This is a genomic window from Staphylococcus sp. EG-SA-17 (assembly GCF_017151845.1).
GTDB classification, from domain to species: Bacteria; Bacillota; Bacilli; order Staphylococcales; family Staphylococcaceae; genus Staphylococcus; species Staphylococcus aureus.
Map to the genome: position 1 here is coordinate 14,970 of NZ_JACVZO010000020.1, position 25,105 is coordinate 40,074.

30 protein-coding genes, 1 pseudogene and 1 riboswitch are annotated in these 25,105 nt (G+C 31.0%); of the genes and pseudogenes, 3 read left to right on the forward strand and 28 right to left on the reverse strand.

Features of this window, described 5'->3' with window-relative positions; all coding sequences use genetic code 11:
* The first annotated feature begins 8 nt into the window (after positions 1 to 8).
* Positions 9 to 590 (forward strand): hypothetical protein, encoded by a 582-nt coding sequence (locus tag IDG65_RS09630; protein WP_206174083.1) that lies wholly within the window; start codon positions 9 to 11, stop codon positions 588 to 590.
* Between the two features lie 13 nt (positions 591 to 603).
* Positions 604 to 822: an SA1362 family protein gene (locus IDG65_RS09635; protein ID WP_001244301.1), complete on the forward strand. Its 219-nt coding sequence runs from the start codon at positions 604 to 606 to the stop codon at positions 820 to 822.
* Positions 823 to 885: 63 nt separating this feature from the next.
* Here the strand turns inward: IDG65_RS09635 and IDG65_RS09640 are convergent, their stop codons facing one another.
* Positions 886 to 1,716 carry a lipoate--protein ligase family protein gene (locus IDG65_RS09640; RefSeq protein WP_000141112.1) on the reverse strand — a complete coding sequence of 277 codons (831 nt, stop codon included), beginning with the start codon at positions 1,714 to 1,716 and terminating at the stop codon, positions 886 to 888.
* A gap of 157 nt (positions 1,717 to 1,873) precedes the next feature.
* Between IDG65_RS09640 and IDG65_RS09645 the strand changes: the two genes are divergently transcribed.
* Positions 1,874 to 2,260 (forward strand): rhodanese-like domain-containing protein, encoded by a 387-nt coding sequence (locus IDG65_RS09645; protein ID WP_001276571.1) that lies wholly within the window; start codon positions 1,874 to 1,876, stop codon positions 2,258 to 2,260.
* A 364-nt stretch (positions 2,261 to 2,624) separates the two neighbouring features.
* Here the strand turns inward: IDG65_RS09645 and gcvPB are convergent, their stop codons facing one another.
* The 27 genes and pseudogenes from gcvPB to IDG65_RS09780 form a co-directional block, all read right to left on the reverse strand.
* On the reverse strand, positions 2,625 to 4,097 hold the full coding sequence (gene gcvPB / locus IDG65_RS09650) for an aminomethyl-transferring glycine dehydrogenase subunit GcvPB (protein ID WP_000202191.1): 1,473 nt from the start codon (positions 4,095 to 4,097) through the stop codon (positions 2,625 to 2,627).
* Positions 4,090 to 5,436 carry an aminomethyl-transferring glycine dehydrogenase subunit GcvPA gene (gene gcvPA, locus IDG65_RS09655; RefSeq protein WP_000019688.1) on the reverse strand — a complete coding sequence of 449 codons (1,347 nt, stop codon included), beginning with the start codon at positions 5,434 to 5,436 and terminating at the stop codon, positions 4,090 to 4,092. Before gcvPA ends, gcvPB begins: the two co-directional genes overlap by 8 nt.
* Before the next feature lie 19 nt (positions 5,437 to 5,455).
* The gene (gene gcvT, locus IDG65_RS09660) at positions 5,456 to 6,547 is read right to left on the reverse strand and encodes a glycine cleavage system aminomethyltransferase GcvT (protein ID WP_000093355.1); all 1,092 of its coding nucleotides are present in this window, start codon (positions 6,545 to 6,547) and stop codon (positions 5,456 to 5,458) included.
* 74 nt (positions 6,548 to 6,621) lie between these two features.
* Positions 6,622 to 6,719, reverse strand: a riboswitch (glycine riboswitch).
* Complete coding sequence (locus tag IDG65_RS09665; RefSeq protein ID WP_001015122.1) at positions 6,706 to 7,230, reverse strand: shikimate kinase; 525 nt, start codon at positions 7,228 to 7,230, stop codon at positions 6,706 to 6,708. Its footprint overlaps the riboswitch before it by 14 nt.
* Positions 7,220 to 7,366: a hypothetical protein gene (locus IDG65_RS09670; RefSeq protein WP_001789879.1), complete on the reverse strand. Its 147-nt coding sequence runs from the start codon at positions 7,364 to 7,366 to the stop codon at positions 7,220 to 7,222. The genes IDG65_RS09665 and IDG65_RS09670 overlap by 11 nt, the downstream gene beginning before the upstream one ends.
* 96 nt (positions 7,367 to 7,462) lie before the next feature.
* The gene (locus tag IDG65_RS09675; RefSeq protein ID WP_029697681.1) at positions 7,463 to 7,960 is read right to left on the reverse strand and encodes a competence type IV pilus minor pilin ComGF; all 498 of its coding nucleotides are present in this window, start codon (positions 7,958 to 7,960) and stop codon (positions 7,463 to 7,465) included.
* Positions 7,878 to 8,177, reverse strand: coding sequence for a hypothetical protein (locus IDG65_RS09680; RefSeq protein WP_000844413.1), 300 nt, complete (start codon positions 8,175 to 8,177; stop codon positions 7,878 to 7,880). Before IDG65_RS09680 ends, IDG65_RS09675 begins: the two co-directional genes overlap by 83 nt.
* Entirely contained in the window at positions 8,164 to 8,610 is a 447-nt protein-coding gene (comGD, locus tag IDG65_RS09685) for a competence type IV pilus minor pilin ComGD (protein WP_075583651.1), read from the reverse strand. Before comGD ends, IDG65_RS09680 begins: the two co-directional genes overlap by 14 nt.
* Positions 8,588 to 8,899 carry a competence type IV pilus major pilin ComGC gene (gene comGC, locus IDG65_RS09690; protein WP_000472256.1) on the reverse strand — a complete coding sequence of 104 codons (312 nt, stop codon included), beginning with the start codon at positions 8,897 to 8,899 and terminating at the stop codon, positions 8,588 to 8,590. Before comGC ends, comGD begins: the two co-directional genes overlap by 23 nt.
* A gap of 13 nt (positions 8,900 to 8,912) precedes the next feature.
* Positions 8,913 to 9,983: pseudogene (gene comGB, locus IDG65_RS09695) on the reverse strand (competence type IV pilus assembly protein ComGB).
* A complete protein-coding gene (gene comGA / locus IDG65_RS09700; protein ID WP_000697215.1) occupies positions 9,955 to 10,929 on the reverse strand; it encodes a competence type IV pilus ATPase ComGA in 975 nt (324 codons plus the stop codon). The pseudogene comGB and the gene comGA overlap by 29 nt, the downstream one beginning before the upstream one ends.
* Before the next feature lie 51 nt (positions 10,930 to 10,980).
* The gene (locus tag IDG65_RS09705) at positions 10,981 to 11,604 is read right to left on the reverse strand and encodes an MBL fold metallo-hydrolase (RefSeq protein ID WP_001223006.1); all 624 of its coding nucleotides are present in this window, start codon (positions 11,602 to 11,604) and stop codon (positions 10,981 to 10,983) included.
* A complete protein-coding gene (locus tag IDG65_RS09710) occupies positions 11,601 to 11,930 on the reverse strand; it encodes an MTH1187 family thiamine-binding protein (protein ID WP_001018871.1) in 330 nt (109 codons plus the stop codon). The genes IDG65_RS09705 and IDG65_RS09710 overlap by 4 nt, the downstream gene beginning before the upstream one ends.
* A complete protein-coding gene (locus tag IDG65_RS09715; protein ID WP_000161315.1) occupies positions 11,930 to 12,916 on the reverse strand; it encodes an ROK family glucokinase in 987 nt (328 codons plus the stop codon). The genes IDG65_RS09710 and IDG65_RS09715 overlap by 1 nt, the downstream gene beginning before the upstream one ends.
* On the reverse strand, positions 12,913 to 13,116 hold the full coding sequence (locus IDG65_RS09720; protein ID WP_000087561.1) for a YqgQ family protein: 204 nt from the start codon (positions 13,114 to 13,116) through the stop codon (positions 12,913 to 12,915). The genes IDG65_RS09715 and IDG65_RS09720 overlap by 4 nt, the downstream gene beginning before the upstream one ends.
* Positions 13,097 to 14,560: a rhomboid family protein gene (locus IDG65_RS09725; protein ID WP_001017872.1), complete on the reverse strand. Its 1,464-nt coding sequence runs from the start codon at positions 14,558 to 14,560 to the stop codon at positions 13,097 to 13,099. The genes IDG65_RS09720 and IDG65_RS09725 overlap by 20 nt, the downstream gene beginning before the upstream one ends.
* An 11-nt stretch (positions 14,561 to 14,571) precedes the next feature.
* A complete protein-coding gene (locus tag IDG65_RS09730; protein WP_000164551.1) occupies positions 14,572 to 15,111 on the reverse strand; it encodes a 5-formyltetrahydrofolate cyclo-ligase in 540 nt (179 codons plus the stop codon).
* 208 nt (positions 15,112 to 15,319) lie between these two features.
* On the reverse strand, positions 15,320 to 15,469 hold the full coding sequence (gene rpmG, locus IDG65_RS09735; RefSeq protein WP_001265709.1) for a 50S ribosomal protein L33: 150 nt from the start codon (positions 15,467 to 15,469) through the stop codon (positions 15,320 to 15,322).
* A 112-nt stretch (positions 15,470 to 15,581) separates the two neighbouring features.
* Positions 15,582 to 17,657 carry a peptidoglycan D,D-transpeptidase FtsI family protein gene (locus IDG65_RS09740; RefSeq protein ID WP_000919768.1) on the reverse strand — a complete coding sequence of 692 codons (2,076 nt, stop codon included), beginning with the start codon at positions 17,655 to 17,657 and terminating at the stop codon, positions 15,582 to 15,584.
* 120 nt (positions 17,658 to 17,777) lie between these two features.
* Complete coding sequence (locus IDG65_RS09745; RefSeq protein ID WP_000863556.1) at positions 17,778 to 18,377, reverse strand: superoxide dismutase; 600 nt, start codon at positions 18,375 to 18,377, stop codon at positions 17,778 to 17,780.
* Positions 18,378 to 18,652: 275 nt separating this feature from the next.
* Complete coding sequence (locus IDG65_RS09750; RefSeq protein WP_001095260.1) at positions 18,653 to 19,063, reverse strand: Fur family transcriptional regulator; 411 nt, start codon at positions 19,061 to 19,063, stop codon at positions 18,653 to 18,655.
* Positions 19,050 to 19,913 carry a metal ABC transporter permease gene (locus IDG65_RS09755; RefSeq protein ID WP_000564316.1) on the reverse strand — a complete coding sequence of 288 codons (864 nt, stop codon included), beginning with the start codon at positions 19,911 to 19,913 and terminating at the stop codon, positions 19,050 to 19,052. The genes IDG65_RS09750 and IDG65_RS09755 overlap by 14 nt, the downstream gene beginning before the upstream one ends.
* A 41-nt stretch (positions 19,914 to 19,954) precedes the next feature.
* Positions 19,955 to 20,740 carry a metal ABC transporter ATP-binding protein gene (locus tag IDG65_RS09760; protein WP_001213908.1) on the reverse strand — a complete coding sequence of 262 codons (786 nt, stop codon included), beginning with the start codon at positions 20,738 to 20,740 and terminating at the stop codon, positions 19,955 to 19,957.
* Positions 20,741 to 20,865: 125 nt separating this feature from the next.
* Positions 20,866 to 21,756, reverse strand: coding sequence for a deoxyribonuclease IV (locus IDG65_RS09765; protein WP_000924214.1), 891 nt, complete (start codon positions 21,754 to 21,756; stop codon positions 20,866 to 20,868).
* Positions 21,757 to 21,765: 9 nt separating this feature from the next.
* A complete protein-coding gene (locus IDG65_RS09770; RefSeq protein ID WP_001062179.1) occupies positions 21,766 to 23,112 on the reverse strand; it encodes a DEAD/DEAH box helicase in 1,347 nt (448 codons plus the stop codon).
* Positions 23,113 to 23,225: 113 nt separating this feature from the next.
* Positions 23,226 to 24,326, reverse strand: coding sequence for a Nif3-like dinuclear metal center hexameric protein (locus tag IDG65_RS09775; RefSeq protein ID WP_000683934.1), 1,101 nt, complete (start codon positions 24,324 to 24,326; stop codon positions 23,226 to 23,228).
* A gap of 2 nt (positions 24,327 to 24,328) precedes the next feature.
* The gene (locus IDG65_RS09780) at positions 24,329 to 25,006 is read right to left on the reverse strand and encodes a TrmK family tRNA methyltransferase (protein WP_000624578.1); all 678 of its coding nucleotides are present in this window, start codon (positions 25,004 to 25,006) and stop codon (positions 24,329 to 24,331) included.
* Positions 25,007 to 25,105: the final 99 nt, after the last annotated feature.

Consider the following 25,105-nt stretch of genomic DNA (forward strand, 5'->3'; position numbering starts at 1 on the left):
AGATAGTAATGAAAAAATTGGTTTCAATTGTTGGCGCAACATTATTGTTAGCTGGATGTGGATCACAAAATTTAGCACCATTAGAAGAAAAAACAACAGATTTAAGAGAAGATAATCATCAACTCAAACTAGATATTCAAGAACTTAATCAACAAATTAGTGATTCTAAATCTAAAATTAAAGGGCTTGAAAAGGATAAAGAAAACAGTAAAAAAACTGCATCTAATAATACGAAAATTAAATTGATGAATGTTACATCAACATACTACGACAAAGTTGCTAAAGCTTTGAAATCCTATAACGATATTGAGAAAGATGTAAGTAAAAACAAAGGCGATAAGAATGTTCCATCGAAATTAAATCAAATTTCTAATGATATTCAAAGTGCTCACACTTCATACAAAGATGCTATCGATGGTTTATCACTTAGTGATGATGATAAAAAAACGTCTAAAAATATCGATAAATTAAACTCTGATTTGAATCATGCATTTGATGATATTAAAAATGGCTATCAAAATAAAGATAAAAAACAACTTACAAAAGGACAACAAGCGTTGTCAAAATTAAACTTAAATGCAAAATCATGATAGGAGTCTGTTAATGCGTAATATAATATTTTATCTTGTACTTATTATTGCTGCGATTGGATTAGTAATGAATCTAGATGCCTTTATTTTTTCAATCGTCAGAATGTTAGTCAGCTTTGCTGTAATAGCTGGTATTATTTATCTTATATATTATTTCTTCATTTTAACTGAAGATCAACGTAAATACCGTAAAGCAATGCGTAAGTATAAAAGAAATCAAAGAAGAAAATAGATAAAAAAATGGAAGCACTTGTAGGTAAAATAGTCTACGTGCTTCCATTTTTCATTCTAAAAACTACTTTCTAAACATCCATTCATCTGAACGATATTTTTCAGTTAATTCTTCCACTTCTGCCAATTGAGCTTCTGTTAATTCAAGTGGCTTTAATTCTATATTTAAACCTTTCTTAAAACCTTTCTCGAAAGCTTCTTCCATTTGACTAATAGTAATGTGTTTATCTGAAATATCATTGATGGCAACTGCTTTTTCAACGAATGCCTCTTTCATTTTTAATTTTAATCTTTCATTTTTATAAATAAACATATCAAACAGTTCATCAATATCAATATCTTGTAAAATCGAACCGTGTTGGAGGATTACGCCCTTTTGTCTCGTTTGAGCACTCCCAGCAATCTTACGGCCTTCAACAACTAGCTCATACCAACTTGGTGCATCAAAACACACTGAACTTCGAGGTTGTTTTAATTTTTGACGCTCTTCAGGCGTTTTAGGTACCGCAAAATAAGTATCAAATCCTAAGTTTTTAAATCCTTCTAATAATCCTTGTGAAATCACTCTGTACGCTTCTGTAACTGTAGAAGGCATATTCGGATGCGATTCAGGCACAATCACACTGTAAGTTAACTCTTTATCATGTAGCACCCCACGGCCACCAGTTTGACGCCTTACGAGACCAAAACCTTTCTCTTTAACCTTATCTATATCAATTTCCTTTTGTAACCTTTGGAAATACCCTATTGATAATGTTGCAGGATTCCATGTGTAAAAACGTATAACTGGATCAATTTCACCTCTAGAGACAAAATTTAATAACGCTTCATCCATTGCCATATTATAATATGGGTCTTTACTTCCTGTATTAATAAAATTCCAAGTTTCAGTCATATTCAAGAACTCCTATCAGCAAAATGTATAATATTTGATTCGCTAATTAATCAATTTAACTAAATGAATAATAATTGCAATTCTTTAGTGAAATATTTTGATAATTTGACCTAACAGTCTTATAATTATATTATCGTTTAATTAGGGAGGATGCAAGATGAGTGCTAGTTTGTACATCGCAATAATTTTAGTTATAGCAATTATTGCTTATATGATTGTTCAACAAATTCTTAACAAGCGAGCTGTTAAAGAATTAGATCAAAATGAATTCCATAATGGGATTAGAAAAGCTCAAGTCATCGATGTTAGAGAGAAAGTTGACTATGACTACGGTCACATTAATGGGTCTCGCAATATTCCTATGACAATGTTCAGGCAACGATTCCAAGGATTAAGAAAAGACCAACCGGTATACTTATGTGATGCCAATGGGATTGCTAGCTATAGAGCCGCTCGTATTTTGAAAAAGAATGGATATACAGATATCTATATGTTAAAAGGCGGCTATAAAAAATGGACTGGAAAAATAAAGTCTAAAAAATAGTTTTTGTAAATTTAATATACGATTTAATAAAATCTGAGTGTTAATTGATCATCAATAACAATACTCAGATTTTAATTTTTTAACAAAGTCTGTTACTATATTTCTCTAGCTTCACTGATCATTAAACTTAGTTTCAGCATAATAAAGAAAGTTCAGCTCATTTTCAATACGATTCAATTACCGCAATCTAAAAAATGAAAAGACAATTTCTATGAAAGAATAATACCAAACCCTAAGAGTTATTACTTCGGTTTAGTTTTCTTGTTCAAATAGAAATTGTCTTTTTCAATTGATTTTGAAACCATTATCCTTAAATCTTCATACAAAGTTAGAATAATAATTCTCGGAATATGTGTTTAATACTTTATTTTTCCTGTTTAAGATTTTCAAATTTTAATATTGGTTTACGAGCAGCTGTAGCTTCGTCTAATCGATCAATCACAGTTGTATGTGGTGCTTCTAACACTTTATCAGGATCATTTTTAGCTTCTTCAGCAATACTAATTAATGTATCGATAAAATAATCAAGTGTTTCTTTAGACTCTGTCTCAGTCGGTTCAATCATCATACCTTCTTCAACATTTAATGGGAAGTAGATTGTTGGTGGATGTACACCGAAATCTAATAATCGCTTAGCCATGTCTAAAGTACGTACACCAAATTCTTTTTGACGCACACCACTTAACACAAACTCGTGTTTACAATATTGTTTATAAGGTATTTCAAAGTGTTCAGATAAACGTGCTTTAATATAATTCGCATTAAGAACCGCTGCTTCAGAAACCTCTTTAAGTCCAGTTGCTCCCATAGTTCTAATATACGTATAAGCTCTTAAGTAAATACCAAAGTTACCATAAAATGGTTTTACACGTCCGATAGAATTTTTAATGTCATTATCATATTTAAATTTGTTGCCATCTTTAATAACCATTGGCTTTGGTAAGTAACTTGCTAGTTCTTTTACTACACCGACTGGACCTGAACCAGGACCGCCACCACCATGTGGACCAGTAAATGTTTTATGCAAGTTTAAATGAACAGCATCAAATCCCATATCTCCTGGGCGAACTTTGTCCATAATAGCGTTTAAATTCGCACCATCATAATATAATAGACCACCAGCATTATGGACGATTTCACGGATTTCCATAATATTTTTTTCGAAAATACCTAAAGTGTTTGGATTAGTTAACATAATAGCTGCTGTATTTTCATTTACAACACGTTTCAAGTCATCAATATCAACTTCGCCACGTTCGTTTGATTTTACAGTAACTGATTTAAATCCTGCAAATGAAGCTGAGGCTGGATTCGTACCATGCGCAGAATCTGGCACAATGACTTCATCACGATGACCTTCACCATTATTCTCATGATAAGCTTTAAATATCATCAATGCAGTCCATTCACCATGTGCACCAGCAGCTGGTTGTAATGTTACCTCATCCATACCAGTAATTTCTTTTAATTCTTCTTGCAAACTATAAATAATTTCTAATGAACCTTGTACTTGGTCTTCATCTTGTAATGGATGTGATTCACTGAATCCTGGTATTCTAGCAACCTTTTCATTAATTTTAGGGTTATACTTCATCGTACATGAACCCAATGGATAAAATCCGTTATCTACACCGAAATTTTTATTTGAAAGTTCAGTATAATGACGTACTAAGTCTAGTTCAGCAACTTCTGGAAACTCCGCTTTGTTTTTACGAATAAATTTATCATCTAACAATGACTCAACAGAATTTGTTTTAATATCACTTTTTGGTAATGAATATGCATATCTGCCTTCACGAGATCTTTCAAAAATTAATGGACTTGATTTACTAGTCATTTAACTCACCAGCCTTTTCTACAAATGTATCGATTTCATCTTTTGTTCTTAATTCAGTTACAGCTATTAACATATGATTTTTAAAGTCGTCTGAAACAACACCTAAATCAAAACCACCGATAATATTGTACTTCACTAATTCCTCGTTAACTTGTTGAATTGGTTTGTCAAATTTGACTACAAACTCATTGAAAGATGTACCATCTAATACTTCAAAACCTTTTTTAATAAATTGTTGTTTAGCATAGTTAGCATGTTCTATATTTTGAACTGCAATATCATAGATACCTTGTCTACCAAGTGCTGACATTGCAATTGATGACGCTAGAGCATTTAATGCTTGGTTAGAACAAATATTAGATGTCGCTTTATCGCGTCGAATATGTTGTTCACGTGCTTGTAGTGTTAATACAAAGCCACGATTACCTTCATCATCTTGTGTTTGACCGACTAATCTACCTGGCACTTTACGCATTAACTTTTTCGTCGTTGCAAAATACCCACAATGTGGCCCACCGAATTGAGCAGGAATTCCGAATGGCTGAGTATCACCTACAACAATATCTGCACCAAATGAACCTGGAGGTGTAAGTAATCCCAATGCTAATGGATTTGCATATACGATAAATAATGCTTTTTTATCTTCAATAAAGCTATGAATCTTTTCAAGATCTTCAATTGAACCGTAGAAGTTTGGATATTGTACTGCAACAGCTGCTGTTTCATCATCCACTGCTGCTTCTAATTTTTTTAAATCTGTAACAGTGCCATCTAAATCGATTTCCACTACTTCGAATTCCTTGCGTGTCTTAGCATAAGTATGAAGTACTTGTAATGCTTGATAATGTAAACCTTTTGAGACTACAATTTTATTTTTCTTTGTTTGACTAAATGCTAAAATACATGCTTCAGCAAAGCTAGTCATCCCATCATACATAGAAGAATTTGCTACATCCATATCTGTTAATTCACAAATTAAAGTTTGGAACTCAAAAATGGCTTGTAATTCACCTTGAGAAATTTCCGGTTGATATGGCGTATATGCTGTGTAAAATTCTGATCTTGAAATCATAGCATCCACAACTGATGGCGCGTAATGATCATAAACACCAGCACCCAAAAATGATGTATGCGTTTCTTTAGTGATATTCTTGCTTGCAATGCGATTTAATCTTCTAAGTAACGTTGTTTCCGCTTCGCCTTCAGCAATATTTAAATCTCTATTTAATAAAATGTCACTTGGTACATCACCGAATAATTCTCCTATAGATTTTGCACCAATTGTTTGTAACATTTCTTGCTTGTCTTTTTCAGTTAAAGGTATATAACGATGACTCACAATGCACACCCCTTTTTAATTATTTATCAATTTGATTTTTCTTAACAATTTTCGCTTTTAATTGACGCTTACGAACTTGAACAAGCAACTCTTTACCCATTTCAAACTCATCTCTTTTTATCATTGCAAGTGCAATTGATTTTCCTGATGATGGAGACTGTGTTCCTGAAGTTACTTCTCCAATAATATTTCCATCTAAATCCATAACTTCATAACCAGTTCTTGCAATTCCTTTTTCAAGTAATTCTAATCCCACTGTTCTTCTTGGTGCACCATTTTCTTTTTGATCTTTTAATACAGATTTACCAATAAAATCAGCATCAATTAATGGTTTACTTGCAAAAGCGATACCACCTTCATATGGTGTAATTGATTCAGTTAAATCTTGACCATGTAATGGCAATCCAGCCTCTAATCTTAATGTATCACGAGCGCCTAATCCACATGGCATAACATTATACTCTAATAAACCATCCCAAATTTTTTCAGTATCATCGATATTACAATAAATTTCAAACCCATCTTCACCTGTGTAACCTGACTGAGATAAAATGACGTTTGCTCCAAATAATTTGACACCCTGTTTAAATTCAAACATTTTCATTTCAGTTACATCTTCATCAACTAATTGATTAATTAAATCTCTAGCTTTTGGTCCTTGTATTGCTAATTGACCATATTGGTTTGATACATTTTGTACTTCAACATCAAATTTCTCTTTGTGTTTTAAAATCCAATTAAAATCTTTTTCAGTATTAGCAGCATTAACAACTAATAAATAATTGTCGTCAGCTAATTGATATATTACTAAATCATCAATAATACCGCCTTCTTCATTACATAAAGCAGTATATAATGCTTTTGAAGTAGTTAAATTATCAGTATCATTTGATAATAAATATTGCACAAACTGACTAGCATCTTTACCTGTTACTTCAATTTCACCCATATGACTAACATCAAACAGGCCTATTTCGTATCGAACAGCATTATGTTCCTCTTTAATACTAGAAAATTGAACAGGCATCGCCCATCCTCCGAATTCCACAATTTTTGCACCTCTATCAACATAATTTTGATATAAAGGTGTTTGTTTTAAATCACTTGACATTGAAATACCCCCTTAAAATTATAAAAACAGGATAGCAATCGCTACCCTGTTTATAAATCACCAATTCAGGAACGCGTTACAGTATTATCCTTTTGCCTGAGAGTTTCGTAATAAATTACTTGCACCTTCGGCGATAGAGTCTTAACGCTCTATTCTCTCTAATACTGATCACTCGCTTTTATTAAATTTAGCAATTCATAATATATTTCTGAAATTGATAGCAAATGACTATCAAATTTCTTGAATGCGATTTCATTATATCTTAAAATCCGCGAGCAATACAAGTCATTTAACTGCATGATTGTCTTATTATTTGCATTAGGTCGATGTGGGTCATCATTGATTCGACTATATATAATATCAATATTACAATCTAACCAAATAATGTTTTTTTGATTTTTCAAAAAATTAAATGCCTCTTCACTTTCAATAATACCACCACCAGTAGCAATTATATCTGCAGTGTTAATACATTCTTGCAAACATGTGAACTCTAAATTCCTGAAATATTGTTCACCATGTTTACTAAATATTTCTGGTATTGTTAACTTATACTTTTCTTCGATATATGAATCTATATCAATAAATGATAAATTTTGCTCATCTGCAACGTATTTACCAATCGTAGATTTACCGGTACCCATGAAACCAATTAAAATTATTGGTGATTTATCATGATTCATGCGTTTTCCCTTCTTTCAATAACAAAACAATCTTATAGTTATAGTCAGTTTCAATATTATATAATGTCTTTAATTTTAAACTATATTGACTGATATAAAAAGTGAAAATGGAAAAATAAATTGCTGTTAGCATCAATAAGAACGGCGTAACATATCCTTTTTCTTTATATAAATCAAAATTAATAAATTATTTCACATCCTTTTTAATAGTACTCATTTAAATTCTAGTAAGTTATACATAAATAGTTTTAGTCTGCACATTTGTACCGACTTTAACTGTTATCGTTATTTTAATAATAGATTTATAGTAGATATTTGCAGTAAATGCTGTAACATTATTAATCATTGTTATATTTCCTCTGTCATTTACAACTTTAATAATTTTATTATTTATTAATTTGTATTCGATCATTTCTTCACCTTTATGTAAAATGATACGCTGTTGCCTAATTTCAATATCGTTTCTATCTACACCTCTAAAATCCTCTAGAATATCTCTTGAGAAAAATTCGAAATCTACAGTTGTTAATTCCCTACTTTCAATTAGAAAAGTTTTGCTAAGTCTAATTAAGTCTGGAACAATTAGTAAAGTTATACTTATAACCATCATCGCTACTAACATTTCAATAAGCGAAAAAGCTTTGACATTAATACTGTATACATGTCTTTTGATAAGAAGTGGTATTTTTTGAAATAGCACAAATTTGTTGGTCACTTTGCTTAATATCATATTTCCCTATAGTTACCCCCTTCTTAAGTTCTTCTTTATTAATTTTAGATACAGTCGTCAAAATTACTTTAGAAGCATCAATTGTTTGTAGTTTATGGTTTATACTCGCTTGCATTTGATTCATCATTGGTATCAATAGTAATGTAATCAATCCAATTAGCAAAAATCCAGCCATACTATCTATTAAGAATGATCCTTTACACTTATAGCTTTTCATAACGAATTCTTCCTTTTTCAATATGGAATATTATTCTATAAATTGAATTGTTATTGTCAATTGTTATGCTACCAAATTTATTGATATTCCCTTTTTTATCAAAGGCAATAATATCAACTTTTGCAACATTAATTATTTTGCCTACTTTTAATTTTAGAAATCGTATTTTATTATTCTCTATTACTTTAATAGTGTCACTGTTTTCATAAAATCTAACATTGATATATCCTTGATTTGCTATAGCTTGCGATTTAATATAATTCAATTCAGTAATAAGAGAAATGATATTTGCCTCGTCATCTATTACTCTAAGATTGCTTAATCCTTTAGATGTCATTGTCAAAAGTAAAAATATACTGATTAACATCATTACCACAAGTATCTCAATCATAGTAAATGCTGACTGCTTTCTAATTTGCAACTGCTTCTCCATTACTAATTGTGATTGTCTCTCCTGATTTACATGTCTTTTGTGCTTCTTTTATAAAACCATCTGCAATTAAGTCTTCAATAGACGATGGATTTCTATTATGTTTCAATGCATACGCTTCAATTTGACTATTAACCATTTTTACCTGTGCATTACAACCTGTTGATTGTATGTGAGCAGTTTGTTTAGCAATATTTGGAATGATTAAAATTAATAATAAACTGATGATTAATAACACTAATAGCATCTCTATCAATGTAAACGCTTGAGTTTTCTTAAGAAATTTAAACATATATTAACCTCCATTATTTTATACTTTGCATCATTTGAAACATTGGTAACATAATTACCAAATAAATTGCGACAATAAATAAACCTAAAATCAAAAATAAAATAGGCTGTAAAAACTGAGTCTGTTTTATCGCTTTATCTTCTATTTGTTTTACTAATATTTGCGAATATAACTTTAGTTCTACTTCTAGCTTTCCTCTCTTTTCACCTTGTAGCACAAACTTAATTAATTGAGGCTTAAAGCATTTTAGTTTTTCTAAAATTTGAGGTAAACCATATCCCATTTCTGAATAAGTTAATAAGTATTTACCTAGAAACTGTCTAAATGGATCACTACTATGGTTAATATAAACGTCTACTATTGATTGAAGTGTAATACCATTTTTATAAAATAACACTAATTCATTAGTTACAAAATAAGTTTTAAATAATTGGAAATAGCCCGATATTAGCGGTAGTTTCATCACAAAGTTTATCTTATTGAGCATATTTAATTTGTTATAAATTAATTTCATAATAATAGCCAACATAGATACTATTATGAGCATTACTACAATTATAGTAGGTAAGCTGGTAATGAAAAAAGACAATGTTTTTTGAAAAGAAGATAGTTGAATATTCATAGAAGTATATAATTATTGAAACTGTGGAATTACTGTGAGGTTTAATATAATAATCATAGCAATAAAAATCGAAACTAGTATTAAGGGGTATTGCAGTGTCTTTAACAATCGTTGTTCTGACTTTCTATTCACTTTCATATAATTTACGGTTTCTTCTAGAACGTCTATGATATTGCCAAATCTTTCTGCCAAATATACTTGCATGACGATAGTATCGCTATAACCTATCAGTGATAATATCTGGTTGCATGGTGCACCATTTGAAATTTCACTTAGAATGGTGGTGCCTAATTGCTTATTTTTATATGTCATTTGAAGATTTAAAAATTGAAAACTTTGATACAGAGTGAAACCATATTTCAACAAATTACATAAATTTAAAAGTAAATCGATTTGTTGGGCCTTACTTAATTGTCGCTTCTTAGAATGTAGTTTAAATGTATTTATCCATTGTAGTTTCACAAATGACACCTGCTTTTGTCATATCATCAAGTTTATCTTCTAAGTTCTTAAATGATGATGGTAATGAATGATTATGGGAAAAGAAATATCGGAGTTGTTGCTGAGATAGAATTTCACATACTAATTGTCGCTGTTGCTTAATAGTAGTTACAAGTCGTTGGTTTATAATTAAGTTAGTTGCCTGTATCAATTCTTGTACAGAAACACCCATTTCTAATAGCCTTAAAATAGCACCTTTACAATCAGTTGCATGCAATGTAGTCAGAACAAGGTGACCACTTAAACTAGCCTGTATAACACACTTGGCAACATCTTTATCTCTGATTTCACCTATTAAAATAACATCGGGATCACATCTTAAAATAGCTTTAAACGAATTTACATAGTTAATGCCAGCTTTATCATTCACATTAATTTGAACAATACCAGGAATTTGCATCTCTACAGGATCCTCTATAGAAATTACATTTAAATTCAAGGCTTTATTCGCGTATGAGACCATTTGATACATTAATGTACTCTTTCCTGAACCAGTTGGTCCACTAAACAATAGTAATCCTTGTTTCTTGTTCATGAGGTGTTTAAAATCATTGAATTTATAAGTTGATTTCTGTTGTTGAAAAAATTGAGGTACAATTCTGATAACACAACTTTCTTGGCCAAGTGACAATGGTAATGTTGATATTCTCAAAAAATAAATTTTATTGAAATGGTAACTATATCGACCGCTCTGTGCGACTTGCTGTGTAGAAACATCAAGCCCAGCTTGAAACTTCATATAAACTAATAACTTTTGATAAATGCCATTCCCAATTTGTTCATACTGCTCCAAGTTATCATTAATTCTAAATTTAATACTTACTTCATTTTTAACTGGAATAAAATGTACATCACTCGCTTTCATTTCTATCGCTTTATTAATTATTTCTTGAAATAGAATCTTCAAAAAAACACCTCCTACATATAATCACGTAGGAGGTGTTTTTATTACTTCAATTTAACCATGTAAAAATGGATTTAATTGTTCATCATCAACCGTCGTATATGGACCATGTCCAGGGAATAAAGGTAAATCGCCTTCTAATTCAAATATTTTATCTAGAATAGAATCAACTAGAGTTTCATAATCACCTTTATATAAATCTGTACGTCCAATTCCATTATTAAATAATGTATCTCCAACAACTGCGAATTCATCGAACACATATGTTAAACTTCCTGGTGAATGTCCAGGTGTGTGTAACACATTAAACTTAAATCCTTCTATTTCTGTGCTACCTTCGTTTAACTTTTCAGGAGTTACCTTACTTGTAATAATTGGTAATCCATATTGCTTAAATTTATCTGCCCCATTTTTAACGGGATCTTTTAGAAAATCAAACTCTGCTTCATGCATATAAACCGGGACATCGAATCGATCAACTATATCATCGACTGCTCCGATATGATCAAAGTGTGCATGTGTTAATAAAATAGCTTTTAACGGTTTATTTATTTGGTTTAATTTTTTAATAATTTTTTCACTTTCACCTGAAGGGTCAATCAGAATAACAGCTTTGTCATTTTCGATGAAATACGTATTAGTATCAACTAAGCCTAAAGTTAAGCTTGAAATCCTCATAGGTTTTCACCACTATTTTCTAAATGTTTTTGTACTGATGTTAGTTTATCATTCATTTTTCTAGATTTGTCTCGTCGGTCATCAATACGGATATTTGTACAAACTCTACTTAAACCTTTATCAAAAGGTAATTCATGTATCACTTGCACAACTTCTAATACATCGCTTAATTCACCTTCAATTAGAGTATTCATTGGTGTTAATTGAAAGTCAATTTTACCCATCGCTTTATATTCTTGAAGTTTTTTCTGAATATCTGCAATATATTTACTAACACTCGGACCTTCCGTTCCAACTGGAATAACAACCACATCAACAATAGCCATTATTTTACCCCCTCTTTATCTAATACATAGGTCTTGATTAATCCTGCTGCTCCTGTAATACCTGCATCATTACCTAATTTCGCTTGAACAATTTCAGTTTCAAATTGAGCAGGTGTAAATGTTAAATTATGATATTCTGTTTTAATATTTTCAATTAAAATAGGTCCTGCAGTAGACATTCCTCCACCTAAAACGATATATTTCGGATTACTTGTAACACTAATAATACTACATAAATATCCAATATAGTTTGCAACCTTTTCAGTAATGAAAATACAGAATTGGTCACCAGCTTTTGCCGCATCAAAAACAGCTTTTGCTGTAACCTTATTTTCTTTAATCAATTCTAATATAGAAGATCTAAACGTCAACTTCGGATAGTAGAAGTTAACTAAGTTAACAACGCCTGTCGCTGAAGCAACTGTTTCAATACATCCAGAACGACCACAATTACATTTAAATCGTTGATCGAAGTCTGCTCTAAAATGACCTATTTCTGCGCCAGAGCCATTATGACCATGTACGATTTCACCATTTGAAATAATTCCTCCACCTAGACCTGTACCAAGTGTGATGGCAACAACATCATCGGCACCTTCACCAGCACCTTTGTGTTTCTCCCCTAAAGCAGCTATGTTAGCATCATTATCTACATACACTGGACAATCAACGAATTGTTCAAAAATCTCACGTACATTAACTTTTTCTGGCCAATATAAGTTTACTGCTCCATTTACTGTACCTTTTTCAAAGTCAACAGGACCTGGAACACCAATACCTACGCCAAGTACATTTGAAAAATTATAATTATTTTCATTTACTTTTTCAACAAACGAATCATAAATTCCTTTCAAAAGTGTATATCCTGTACTATCAGATGTATCAGTGTGAATAGACCATTTATGTAATTGTTCTAATTCAGGTGTGAAAATACCTAATTTACAAGTCGTCCCGCCTACATCAGCTGCTAAAATAATTTTTGTCATTTCTGTTCATTCCTTCTCTGATTAATTATCAACGTACATTTCAAATATTCTTCCTTAGATAACAGTTCATATTGATACAATGATGAAATCTCCTGTTGAATCATTTCGTACATATCTTCTGGATTTTTAAAATATATTAGAAAACCGTAACTTTTCAATAACTGTTGTACATCATAAAAGTTATTTATTTTTCGACTCATTTGATTTAGTCAACTCTTTTTCTAAGTTAATATAATCTGTATTTTTAGGGTCTGTATTTAATGCTTTACGCACATATTTTAATGCTTTTTCATCATCATTTAATGAACGATTTGCTATCGCTAACTCAAAATTTAATAAACCTGATTTAGGAAACATTCTAAGTCCTCGCTCCCATTCTGTCATACCTTCAGACTTAGAATTGATAGTAGCCATAATCATACCACTTAAATAATATGTTTGATCATCGGCATAATTTTTATTTATTGTCTGCTTCACAATATTTTGAGCATTATCATAATTACCACTAGTCATATCATCTTTGATCAATTTATTATAAATATTATCTTCTTTAATTGTAAAAATTCTAATTTGAAGTGCAATAAATATAACAAGCATACCAATTAGTAAAATCCAAAAAATATTACGATTCACTTTATAGTAATAGCCAATTAAAGTTATTAATAAACCACCAATGAATCCTCCAATATGCGCCACAATATTTATATTTGACATAAACAGAGAAACACCAACTAATATCACTAATGCAATTAATAACTGCCCTAACATTTTTTTGTTAAATGTTTTTGAAACATACATCATCGCAAAAATTGATCCAATCAGACCAAATATAGCACCACTAGCCCCAACTGAAATTGTAGTCGTATTAAATGATAGTGATACAAAGTTTCCAAACAACCCTGCAATAAAGTATACAGTTAACATCCGCCATGAACCAATAATTGCTTCGACTATTTTACCAAAAATAAATAATGAAAGCATATTCATAAGTATATGTTCAAAACTAAAATGTAAAAACATCGATGTAACAATTCGATACCATTCACCATGTACGACATTAAAATGCACTAACCCGCCAACATCTAATAATTTTACATCCGAAAAATTATTTAAATATAAAATCATACATAACCATATTAAGACATTTACAAATATTATTGTGTATGTTGCCGGTGAAAATTTCTGCATATATTTATCTAAAAAGTTATCGGTTAATACTTTGCGTTTATAGAACATATATGTCTTTTTATCATTATCTTCTGAAATAAGTCTAGCCAAAAATATATTCGGCATATGCTTTACCAAATCTTTTGTGTGTCTTATAACATTGAATTTAATTCTAATTGGCGAAACTTCATTTAATTGTTCTTCTGAAAATTCCGATTCTGTAAAATAATAAAATTCAAAACTTTGTGGTTCGAAAGAAATAAAATTTGCTATTTCATCTTTGTGTTCAAGCACTTTCGCTTTGTCAAAACGTATTTCTTGGGTAGACTTGATATGTTGTTTAAAAATGACTACTTGTTTTTTTCTTTTATGGGCTAACCAAATTTCTTGGTCATCTTTTTCCCTACTGACAATATCAAAATTCAAGTACCTAATCCAATAATATATTGTTTTCCAAAATTGTTTGTCTATGTTCATTTAGTCCTCCACTATGCTGATTGATATATAATCAATTTATCGACTGGTTGATCGAATGATTCCGGTTCAAATGATGTTATTTGAAAATCGTATAATAAGCTTATTGTCTTTGTCTGATAATTAGCTAAAAACCTGTCGTAATAGCCACCACCATACCCAATTCTATATCCATCGTCTTGAAATCCAACACCAGGAACAACAATTAAATCTAGGTTATTCGTTGTTTCACCTTTTGAAGTTGGATAGTAAACCCCCTTATTATCGACATCAATATCTTTGAGATTAAATATCTCTTTAAAAGTCATTTGATGATTTAAATAATCCATTTTCGGTACAAAAATACGTTTATGATCCATTAAGGCTTGTTCAATAATAGAAAAAGTATCTACTTCATGATTAAAAGAAAGAACTAGCGCAATTGCGTTTGCTTCTTTATATTCTTCAGTTGCAAAAAATTGATTTCTTAACCATGTGTCTGCTTTTCGCTTTTCAGCCTTATTAAAATTCTTCATTTTATGTAAAATGTATTTTCTAATCTCATTTTTAGTCACATTATCACCCACTTTATTCAATTCTATTATATCGTTAATAACAATACATGTCATTATGTTGTCATGATGAATTATGCGACAATTCTAAAATTTATTATTTCAATTGAAAATCTTTTATCATTTCATACGTGTGCACAATTAAAAAGGTGAAACCTCTTATTTTGAGATTTCACCTTTTTTATTGTTAATTTAAATTTAATTTTAATGATTATTTTGTTTCACGGTGTAAAGTTTGTTTGTTTTCACGTGAACAGAATTTCTTCATTTCAACACGTTCTGGATTATTTCTTTTGTTCTTAGTTGTAATGTAGTTTCTGTCACCACATTCCGTACAAGCTAAAGTTACGTTTACGCGCATGGTTATTCCTCCTTATCATTTCTAAATACGACTTTATTATTATACCAACATCTATAATATTTGCAAAGTTAAAATTTTACAACCATGCGCTACACAATCGTCAGGTTAAATTTTATTTATCTTTATCTTTATTTTTATCATCTTTACCTAACTGCTTAAAGTAGTAGTTAATTACATCTCTACCTAAGTCTCCACCTGTTAACCATGGTGGTGGTACAGGCTGATTTGTATATACAATTGAAAACGCTAATTTTGGATCATCAATTGGCGCGTATCCTATATAAGTAGAGTTAACTCTTGGCTCTCCGTTTTGGAACACTTCAGCGGTACCAGTTTTACCAGCAGTAGGCACTACTGTATCTTTAAAACTAACATATCCAGTACCATCTTTATCATTAAACGCCATTTTGAACCCTTCTTGAATTTGTTTGATTTCATTTTCAGTATTATTAACTTTGTTCAAGACGGTGCCATTAATTTTCTTCTTGAGTGGACCAACCTCATCTTTATTAGTTGATTCATGAATCGTTAATCCAATGTGTGGTTGTATTCTATAACCATCATTCGCTATAGTTGAAACATATTGTGATAATTGTAATGGTGTATAGGTATCATATTGACCAATTGATAAATCTAGATAATTACCTGGATTATTTGTTAATGGTTCGATTTGACCTTTTGTTTCATTTGGTAAATCTATACCTGTTTTCACACCTAAGCCTACTTGATTCAATCCTCTTCTTAGCTTTTGGGCAGGTGAACTTATGTCTGATGGTAAAGCCATACCAGAATAATAAGGGTCTCCCGCTAATTTTAATGCTGTTTTAAACATATATACGTTTGATGAATGCATCAAAGCTTGCTTATCATTAATAGATACATGCCCGTTTTTATTAAAGTATGATCGTTTTGTCAAACCACCTTGGAAATGTAATGGTTCATCGACCATTGTTTCTCCAACTTTGATAGCTTTATTCTGATAACCAGCTAATAATGTTCCACCTTTTACAGAAGATCCAACTGCAAATTGAGAAGTAAACGTACCAATGTCATAATCAGTCATTTTACCACTCTTATTAATCTGCTTTCCGGCAAGCGCAAGAATGTCTCCATTTTTAGGATTTTGTACAACCATCATAGCATTATCCATATCTTTTGCACCTTGGCTGCGAAGCTTCTTAATTTGTTTATCTAATAATGCTTCTACTTCTTTTTGAAGATCTATATCGATCGTTAATTTCAAATCTTGACCGCGAGCGCCAGGATTTAACACTTCTGAAGATGTAACTTTACCAGATTTGTCCGTTGTGTATTTCATTTCTTTCTTCTTACCACGCAATACATCTTCATATTGATATTCTAGGTAAGATTTTCCAACACGATCATTGCGTGAATATCCTTTGGATAAGTAATGTTCTGTCAATTCTTTTGGAATACCTTCAGCAGGTGTCGATACATCTCCGAATATACCTCTTAATGTGTCGCCATATGGATATTTTCTATCCCAATCCATAGACGTGTTAACACCTGGTAATTTGGAAAGTTGCTGAGAAACTGCTGCATACTCTTTTTCACTGACATCTTCATTTTTTATCATTTGTGGATCTAAAACTGTTCCTGCATTCATCTCTCGAAAAATGGCTAAAACTTGTAAATCTTTAGAAGACAATTCATCTAATTGTGATTTTCCGATTTTCGATAACAGTTGTTTATCATATTGATCTTGTTTAATACTTCCATCTGCTAACATAGCTTGTTCTTTTGTCATCATTGCTTTTGCTTTTTTAGGATGCAACTGAATCCAGAAATCTTTTTTATCACGTTCTGTAATCTTCTTAGTATCCATCTTGATTAGCTTTGATAACTTTTCAGCCGTATCCAACATTTCCGATTGTGTTGTTTTTCGACCCCTAGTATATGTAATAGCCATTTTAGAAGCATTATCAACTAAAACTTTCCCATTTCTGTCTAAAATACGACCTCTTGGCACAGACTCATTCACTGTAATGTTTTCATCATTTTTTATAATTTGTTTATAATGTGAGCCTTGTGCGATTTGTAAATAACCTAAACGTAGTACTAGTACTGCAAAAATAAATACAATCACACCAAATATAAAGTTAATTCTCTTGTTAATTGTATTTTGAACGATTTCATCATTTGATTTTTCTTTTAGTCTTTTTAACAAAACTACCTACCTCTATTCAAAGTCTTTCACTTTAAATCATATATGAATTTAGAAATTATTTCTATCTTTTTGACAAAAAAATAACGGTCTCATTTAAGAGACCGAACAAGTAATCATACTTTATTTTGTTGCATTATATAATTCGTCAACTTTTTCCCAGTTAACTACATTCCAAAATGCGCCAATGTAGTCAGGGCGTTTGTTTTGATATTTTAGGTAATAAGCGTGTTCCCATACGTCTAAACCTAAAATAGGTGTTTTACCCTCAGTTAATGGATTATCTTGGTTTGGTGTAGTCACAATTTCTAACTGGCCATTGTTTACGACTAACCAAGCCCAACCTGAACCAAAGCGTGCAGCTGCTTTGTCAGCAAATTCTTTTTTAAATTCTTCTAAAGAACCCCATTGTTCTTTAATTTTTTCTACAACAGTACCTTTTTCTTCTGAGTTTGGTGAAAGTAACTCCCAGAATAATGAATGGTTTAAATGTCCACCGCCATTATTACGTACAGCAGTTTGGATGTTAGCTGGTACACTGTCTAAATTAGCAACAATTTCTTCAATAGATTTAGATTCTAAATCTGTACCTTCTACTGCAGCATTTAATTTCGTAACATAAGTGTTATGATGTCTGTCATGGTGAATTTCCATAGTTTCTTTGTCAAAATGTGGTTCTAATGCATCAAATGCGTATGGTAATTTTGGTAATTCAAAAGCCATAAATAATCATCCTCCTAAAATGTCTGTAAGTAAATAATAACAAGCAGTGACTGGTTCAACAAAGAATTTGCTTAAATACTACTACTTATTATTTTCTCTACTCATTTAATATAACTCAAATCAAAAATAATTAAACATTTTGTATATAAAAAGTTAACAGATTTGCCATAAAATCATACGAACGGAGTATGAAATGAACCTTTATCTTCTATAATTTAAAAAATGAGATTTATGCATACATCTGACCTAATGTGTATAAATCTCATTTCTTTATATTAATCTTGGCAAGACTCACATACACCATAAACTTCAAGTTTGTGTTTGTGAATATTAACACCAGGTAGTGATAATTTTATCTGATCTATTGGACAATAATCTATTACCTTTGTATCTCCACACTTTTCACAGATAAAATGATGATGATGATGGTTTGTACAAGCGATTCTAAATTTCATTTCACCATCAAGTTCTGTATTTTCAATAATCCCTAAATCTTTAAATAAGTGCAGGTTTCTATATATTGTGTCGAATGAAATTCCAGGATAATTTTCATCCATAACTTGTTGTATATACTTTGCGTTTATATACTTATCTTCTTCGACAAAAATATCTAACATATCTTTACGTTTATCTGTATATTTTAAACCGTTCTCTTTTAAAATTTTAATAGCATCATTTGTATTCATTGATATTAGCTCCCTTTTTAAACTTCATTCGCATTTTCTGATAAGCCATTGTAATCATAAGTAAAATAACCAGTAGAACTACAATTACACCACCCGGAGAAATGTCCATATAGAAAGCTAGGACTAAGCCTAATATTACTGATAATTCACCTAAAAATACACTTAGTAATATCAATTGCTTAAAACTTTTTGTTATTCGCATACTTATTGCAATTGGTAACGTGATTAACGCACTTACTAACAGTATCCCTACAACACGCATTGAGGCAGAAATAACCATCGCTACAATAACAATAAATAAAAATTGAATCCATTTAGGAATGCCAATGACTTTACTATATTCCTCATCAAATGACAATATAAATAATTCTTTATAAAACAATGTAATAAACAGAACAACTATGATGGCAATGACAATAATCGTTGTTAAATCACTTATATTCACTGCGCTTATTGAGCCAAATAGCAATCCAACAATTTCTTGATTGAACCCATCAGCTAATGAAATGAAGATTGCACTCAAGGCGATACCAGCACTCATTATAATTGGAATAGCAATTTCTTGGTAAGCAGTGTATGACGTTCTTAATTTTTCAATTAGAAGCGCACCTACTATTGCGAATAAGATTCCAAACCACATTGGATTAATAAATACTAGTGTTGGCATAATAGTAAGTAAAAACATACCGAAGGATATACCACCTAAAGTTACATGACTTAGAGCATCAGCTATAAGTGATAGTCGTCTAACAACGATAAAAGCACCGATTAGAGGCGCAATAAAACCTATCAAGATACCACTAATTAAAGAGTACCTCATAAAATCAAAATTCAATAATGCATCTATCAATTGTGACACGCCTTTCCATTTTATATAAACTCAAATCTTTATTAATTACAACATTCTCGATTATGCTGATGATCGACAAAACGTACAGGATGTCCATAAATTTTTGAAATTTCAACTTCATCAAGTGATTTAAACTCATCAGTTGTACCATGGAAATGCAAATGCTTATTTAAACATGCTACTTCAGTAGCAGTATCTGCTACAACACCAATATCATGAGTAACTAAGATAATAGTGATACCTTCTTGTTTTAATTGATCTAAAGTATTATAAAATTCACTTACATGTTTTGCATCAATACCATTCGTCGGTTCATCAAGTACTAATACTGCAGGTTCTGAAATCAATGCTCGAGCAATCATTACACGTTGTTGTTGACCACCTGATAATTCTGCTATATTTTTATGAATTAAATCACTTATATTCAGTCTTTCTAGTACTTTAATCACTTTTTCATTATCTTTGCTATTAAATGTTTGGAAAAGACGTTTTGTCTTTGTTAATCCGCTTAAAACAACTTCTTTAACACTTGCTGGGAAACCTGAATTAAAGGCATTTGCTTTTTGTGATACATAGCTTAATTTAATTGATGTTTTCTTATTTTTAAAATCAATACCTTCAACAAAAATCTCACCACTTTGTAAAGGTAATAATCCTAGAATCAACTTCAATAATGTTGATTTACCAGCACCATTTGGTCCAACAATTGCTAAAAATTCACCTTTATTTATTTTAATGTTTATATTTTCTAACACTTTTTTATGATCATAGTAGTAATTGACATTCTTCAATTCAAAGACTGGTGTCATCGTATTCTCACCTCGCATTCAACTATACAACTCCTAGTAACATATGTAAACAGTAATGTTTACGACTCAAAATAAGACAAAATAAAGAGATATGCCCCCTTCAAGTTTTATTTATCGCATTTCTTGAAGAGAGCATTATCATTTTATTGTTGCATAACCTTATTTTTTAATTCTGGGTCAAATTGCTGTTGTTTCAACATTTCAATTTCAAGTTTATATGGCGGTTTTTTATTTTTCTTATCTTCACCAACATAAGGTGTTTCTAAGATTTTCGGAATATCTTTAAAACTATCATGATGCACAATGTAATTTAATGCATCAAAACCAATGTAACCGAAGCCAATATTTTCATGTCGGTCTTTTTGAGCGCCACGGTCATTTTTAGAATCATTGACATGAACAACTTTGATTCTGTCGACTCCAATGATTTTATCAAATTCATTTAATACGCCATCAAAGTCCTCTTTCACATTATATCCAGCATCATGCGTATGACATGTATCAAAACATACTGATAAACGTTCGTTATTATGAACTCCATCAATAATACGTGCTAACTCTTCAAACGAGCGACCAATCTCAGTACCTTTACCTGCCATCGTTTCAAGCGCAATACGTACATTATTGTCATTCGTTAAAACTTCATTTAATCCTTCAATAATCTTATTAATTCCGGCATCAACACCAGCTCCAACATGCGCACCTGGATGTAATACAATATCTTTAGCGCCTATAGCTTGCGTTCTTTCAATTTCTTGTTGCAAGAAATCTACACCAAGATTAAACGTTTCTGGTTTGGTTGTATTTGCAATATTAATGATGTATGGTGCATGAACAACAATATTAGATAAGCCATATTTTTCCATCACTTCATGACCTTTAGTTATATTTAAATCTTCAATACTTTTACGGCGCGTATTTTGAGGTGCACCAGTATAAATCATAAATGTTGTTTCACCATATTCATGCGCTTCTATAGCAGAACCTTCTAACATCTTTTTACCACTCATTGAAACATGTGATCCTAATAACATAAAACACACCTAACCTTTTTTGTTTTGCTTACGTTTTTGTCTATTTTGCTGCTTACTAAATTGTTTACGCTCTTGACGTTTCATTTTTTCAACTTCTTGCTTAAATTTCTTCTTATAACCTGGTTTAACTTTGTTTTTAATTTTACTTCGAACTTTGTTCTTCACTTGATTAGTTAAATGGTCATCTTTGCGCATTCTTGCTTGACGCTGATTGTGCGCTTTAACTTCTTTTAACTCACCATCTTTAATATCAACAGTATTGAAAACAAAACCGCGATTTTCTATTAATGAAATATTGTGTTCTTCATCAGGACTATAAAGCGTTATTGCTACACCTTTATAATTCCCACGACCAGTTCGTCCGACTCTATGTGTAAAGAAGTCAATATCATTTGGCACATCAAAATTGATGACATGACTAACACCTTCAATATCAATACCACGAGATGCTAAATCGCTGGCAATAACGTATTGGAATTCTAAATTACGTATACGTTTCATTTGTTGTTTACGTTCACGTGGCGTTAAACCACCATGAATCATACCAACTTTAATACCAGCTTCATTTAGTGAACGTGCTAAATCATTTGCATTATCTCTACTATTACAGAAAATAATACATAAGTATGGATTTAGTATATCAATTAAATTTAAAGTCTTTTCAACTTTAGCTGCACCTTTAGTAGGTATTAAAAAGAATTCGATGTTCTTTTTATTTTGTTTTTTACTGTCGACAGCTACATATTCTGGATGACTTAAATATTTATTTAAAAATGGTTGTAACTGTTGTGGAATTGTAGCACTAAACACCGCAATATTTGCATTATCTTCCAATCTTGCAGCAATGTAATCTACATCTTCAATTAATCCTAAGTCAATCATAAGATCCGCTTCATCAATAACTAAATATGATGCTAAGTGCACATGTAAATGTCCCGTTTTAGCTAAGTCATTAATTCTAGTAGGGGTGCCTATAATCAATTGTGGTTGTGCATTACAACGTTGTCTATCTTTCTCTATATCTGTACCACCAATAAAAACTTTAACTGAAACGCCAGCTTTAAATTGGCTTAAATGGTTCGCTGCATCGTATAGTTGTTGTGCAAGTTCTCTTGTTGGTGCAACTACGATTGCTTGTGGTTCTTTTATTTCACTATCAATTAACTGCATTAATGGTAATAAAAATGCATGAGATTTCCCTGTACCCGTTTGAGATTGACCAATTAAATTTGTTCTCTTTAGTATTCTTGGAATAATTCGATTCTGAATTTCAGTTGGTTTTTCAAAATTAAGGTCTTTCACAGCGTCAATTAAACTAGATTCTAGATTAAATTGTTCGAATGGATGTTTTGCCATGATTTGGCCTCCTTATATGTTCATCTTTACTATTATAAAGTATAAATGTGCTATTTTAAATAAAAATATTAAAACCTCGAAATTTCAAAATTTAGAAATCCCGAGATTTTAGTTTAAATATATTGAAATGGATCTGTATTAATTGTAGATGCTTCAACATCTATATTTATTTTTTCTGTATTGAACCAATTCATTAGTAACGTTTTTAAACCTTCTTTCATCACATATTCGCTGTAATGATTAATATCAATTAAGTTCACACCATGAATTTTAGCATCTAAGGCATCATGATGTTTAATATCACCTGTAACAAAGACATCTGCGCCTTGTTGGACAGCTTGATATTCATATCCAATACCTGAACCACCAATAATTGCAATACGTTTAATTTTCTGATTAGACTTACCAACAAAACGGACACTTGGGATATTTAATTTAGATTTAATATCAGCTGCGAAATCTTCCAATGTCATTTGATTATCCACTTCTGCCATAACGCCAAGTCCATAAAGGGATGTTTGTTTTATCTCAATAAAATCAAATACCGGTGTTTCATATGGATGGTATTGTTTAATTAATTGCTCAGCCCTTGACTTTTGATATGCATCTATCATAAATTCAATTTTAACTTCATCTACATATTCAATTTTATCAATTTGTCCTATTGTTGGATTAGCTTCACCAACTGGTTTGAATTGCCCTCTTCCTTCACTTTCAAAGAAACAATATTCATAATTACCTTCTTGTGCTAATCCATTTTCACTAAGCTTATCTTTAAATGGTCCAACATTATCCTTAGGTATATATGTTTGAACTTTATAGTATACATCTTGTTGATTATTGATTATTGAAATGTTCTTCAAACCCATCGCCTTCGCCAACATCATATTGACACCATACGGATTTACATCTAAATTTGTATGCATCGCTATTAAATTAATGTCATGTTGAATTAGTTTTCTAATAATCAAACCATAACCATTAGCTTTTAATGATGTTACGCCTTTAAAGATTAGAGGATGATGACTAATAATAGTATTATAACCTTTTTCGATTGCTTCATTTACTACTTCCAACGTACAGTCTAATGCTGTTAAAACACCAGTAACTTCAACATCTTCATCACCTATTAACAATCCTACATTATCCCAAGATTCAGCAGTACTAAATGGCACATGATGATCTAACAATGTCATTAAATCAGCTATTTTCATTACTATAACACCCTTTCAATTACAGCAATTTCGTCATTAATTTGAGCTAAACGTTGATGATGTTGTTCAGTATTGAGTTTCGATTTAATATGATAAAGTGCTTCTAACTCTCTTTGCCATTTTTTTATAAAATATTCATTTTTGTTGTTCAGCAATTTTGGTCCGAATTTCAATTCATCAGATGATAGCTCTATTAATTGTGTAGAATATTCTGCTACAACAATTTCATAAATATGGCCTTTTTCTTCCATTATTATTTCATCAATTATTTCATAATTCAATTGTTGTAATGTTTGTCTTAAATTTTCAGTTTGGATATTACTTTGTAAAATCAACCTTGGATGTTGACTTAACTTATCTTGCCCATCTTTTAAAATTTTAGCAATAAGTGGTCCGCCCATACCACAAATTGTGATATTATCGATTACGTCCTCGGGATGAATAACACTTAAGCCATCCCCTAAACGTACATCAATTCTATCTTCTAATTGATTTGCAGCTACATTTTTCACTGCAGCTTGAAAGGGGCCTTGAATAACTTCTCCTGCAATACCGCATTCGCATAAATGGTTTTGAATTGCATAGATTGGCAAATAAGCATGATCTGAGCCAATATCCGCGATTGTACCTTGTTTTAAAAATCGACTTACCGTCGTTAATCGGTTATTTAACGAAATCATTTTATTCTCCTTTATGAAAAAAGAGGTTGAACATTATTCAATGTACCAACCTCACTCAAGTTAAATCTTAATCTAAAAATAAATAAGCGCTTATTCATG